The 1,777-nt window shown below is 67.9% G+C and carries 2 protein-coding genes and 1 pseudogene; all 3 read right to left on the reverse strand.

Annotated elements, in window-relative coordinates; translation table 11 throughout:
• Positions 1 to 49: 49 nt before the first annotated feature.
• Positions 50 to 763, reverse strand: coding sequence for an alpha/beta fold hydrolase (locus AC5RWT_RS37030; protein WP_494084562.1), 714 nt, complete (start codon positions 761 to 763; stop codon positions 50 to 52).
• Positions 764 to 773: 10 nt separating this feature from the next.
• Positions 774 to 1,352: an NUDIX hydrolase gene (locus AC5RWT_RS37035; protein ID WP_494084563.1), complete on the reverse strand. Its 579-nt coding sequence runs from the start codon at positions 1,350 to 1,352 to the stop codon at positions 774 to 776.
• Between the two features lie 237 nt (positions 1,353 to 1,589).
• A pseudogene (locus AC5RWT_RS37040) lies at positions 1,590 to 1,777 on the reverse strand (signal recognition particle protein); the annotation flags it as partial.

A 1,777-nucleotide genomic window follows, 5' to 3' on the forward strand; every position in this document is an offset into this window, starting at 1 on the left:
GCCGGTTCCCAGCCTGTTTGGTTCATAGCTCAACGCTAGCAACCTCTGATCAGTCCGGCAGCGACGCCCCGGCTAGGAAGGCTGCCAACAGAGCGTGGCCTTGGTCCGTGTCCTGGGGGCGGTGGTGCCCGCCGGCGTGCCGGTGGATGGCGCCGGTACCTGCCAGATATTCGGCTACTTCCTCGTAGAGCGGTTCCCATCCGCCGGTGACCACCAGCGTGGGCAGGCCCGGAACGATGTGCAGCGGCGCCTGCCACGGCGGGGACTGCAGGCGGACCCGCTTCGCTTGTGTCCGGTCCGCGGCAGTGGCCAGCGGCAGCGCTTCAGCGCCCACCACCAACCGGACGAATGCACGCTGGTATTCCCCGTCCGTCAGCTCGCGGCGGGCGTCAAACAAGGGCTCCAGCCGTTCCCGATAGGCACGGGTGGCCGGCAGGTCCGCCGTCAAAGACAAGCACGCCGGTTCAAACAAGGTCAGCGAACGCACCATGCCGGGGTGCTCGACGGCGGCCATCATCGCGGCGATGGCGCCTTGTGCGTGCGCCACCACATGGGCACCGGATCCGAGGTGGCTGCCTACAATCCGGGCATCTTCGTCGAAGTCCGTCGGCAGGGGTTCGGCTTGCGGGTCAAACCCGTGGCGGCGGAGGAACAGGCAGTCGTAGCGACCGGCGAGCCGATGCTGGTGGGGCCAGGCGGCAGCCCCGAAGCTGTCGGTACCGTGAACAAAGACCACCCGCTCTCCGCTGCCTCTGACTGCCATGGGAGAAATACTAAACGCCGGAGCCCACAGTTCCCTTCGATTCGCCGGTGGCCTGGGATTCCGGGACCTGCGGGGCGAGTTCACGTTCGGGAACATCGCGTTGCGCTGTCGGCAGTATCAGCCCGCTGCGCAGCTCGACGACGGTGAGCAGTTCGTGGGCGCGCAGTCCGGCGGTCAGCAGGGCGGCTTGCGCTACGTCCAGAACGGCTTCGGCCTGGTCGACGGGCAGGAAGACCGCTTGTCCTCCTGCGCCCGCGGCGAGAGCACCGCCGTCGTACGTTCCGCCGTCGTACACAAAGGTGATGGCTTCGGTGGCTTCCGGGCCGTCTGTCGCCACCAGGGCGACCGGCTGGTAATCGACTGCCAGGATGCGCCCCGGGGGCACGGGCAAGGAGGATTCAAACAGCACGCGGGCGGCGGCGGCACGCGGATCTTCGCCGGGCCGGACCCGCGCCGTCGGGAGTTTGATTCCGTCGGCGCCATTCACCAGCACCACCGAGCCGCCGACACTTCGCACGATCACCGCGACGATTGCCCCGCGCGTTCCCGACCGAGCGTCGTCCTCGCCGCTAAGTGCCTGGTCTGCCACAAATCTCCTTCGCTGCGCTGCCCCGGCGACGCCGGGGGCGGGACGCATCTTGCCTCCGGTGCCACCAATGTGTGCGGTCGGCCGGGGTGGGTCCCACCGGCATACGACGACGTCTGCAGCAGTGTTAAAACGTTTCAGCATTACCCTACCGGCCCAGCTTGTCCAGCGCCCGTTCAACGCAAGGGCCCCGCCGACTATCGACGGGGCACCTGGCATGCCGGATGCTTGCCTCTGCGGCTACTTGCCGAGGAACTTTTCGAAGCCCTTGGGCAGGTTCAGCGCCGACGGATCGAAGTCCTGGCCGTCCTGCGGGGCGCCGAACGCGCTGCCCGCCGGCACCGAGGCCTTGTTCTTGCGGCGCTCCTCGGCCTCGCGCAGCTCCTGTGCTGCCTTGGCGGGGTTGCCGGAACGGGTCTTCTTCTTAC

It is taken from the genome of Arthrobacter sp. Dra40 (assembly GCF_059091905.1).

Excerpts from the sequence above, each read along its gene's own strand:
- AC5RWT_RS37030 (WP_494084562.1), bottom strand. The coding sequence starts at position 763 with ATGGCAGTCAGAGGCAGCGGAGAGCGGGTGGTCTTTGTTCACGGTACC.